The following is a 633-nucleotide window of genomic DNA, read 5'->3' on the forward strand; positions in this document are numbered from 1 at the left end:
ACAGATCTACGGTACTCATGCGGCCACCTCCAACGTGACGCTGTCGCCCAGGTACTTCCCGACGATTTGCAAATTGATTTGCCCGCCAATGACGGAAATGACGCGCACCTGATCCAACTTCAAACGCGGCTCCCAGCGCCCCAGAGCGCGGGCAACCTCAGCCTGTACGGCACTTTTCCAGCCTTCGTTGATGGGTAAATCGACAAACCGCCGTAGCTTGCTGCCGTACTCCATACGGTGCCGGCGACTGCCCAGCGGCGTGCTCAAGATGTCGGCAATGGATTGCCGCAGATGCTCGATGCCGGATATGGGTAGGCCGGTGTGGCGATCCATTCCGATCATCGACGTCACTCCTTGAACGGCTCGTATTCGTCGCTGGCTTTCAGGAACTTGACCGCTTCGACGTCGGAGGCCGGTACCACTACCGTCGACTTGTCGACCGGAAAGGAACGGTCAGTACCTGGCACGATCAACAGTCGCGACGTGTAGAGCTTGTCGCGGAACTTCAAGGACTCAGGCGATGAGTAAGTTGAGGATGACAATGGCGGTTCCGAGGACGTTTGCACCTCAGTGACGGGCGTATCGATCTTGGCCATGTGTTTCTCCAGGCATGAAAAAGCCCGCACTGGGCGG

The 633-nt window shown here is 58.0% G+C and carries 2 protein-coding genes; both read right to left on the minus strand.

Translation table 11 applies throughout. From position 1 onward, the window contains the following. Window positions 1–15 precede the first annotated feature (15 nt). Window positions 16–342: a GPW/gp25 family protein gene (locus D6877_RS26090; protein WP_122505839.1), complete on the minus strand. Its 327-nt coding sequence runs from the start codon at window positions 340–342 to the stop codon at window positions 16–18. Window positions 343–347: 5 nt separating this feature from the next. Next, a partial coding sequence (locus tag D6877_RS26095) for a hypothetical protein (RefSeq protein WP_241662954.1) occupies window positions 348–633 on the minus strand: 286 nt, incomplete at its 5' end.

Origin of the sequence: Pseudomonas sp. Sample_9, assembly GCF_004307535.1 — a bacterium.
Classification (GTDB): domain Bacteria; phylum Pseudomonadota; class Gammaproteobacteria; order Pseudomonadales; family Pseudomonadaceae; genus Aquipseudomonas; species Aquipseudomonas mercuritolerans.

Bases quoted from the DNA above. Each gene is read 5' to 3' on its own strand.
- D6877_RS26090 (WP_122505839.1), bottom strand. From the start codon at position 342: ATGATCGGAATGGATCGCCACACCGGCCTACCCATATCCGGCATCGAG.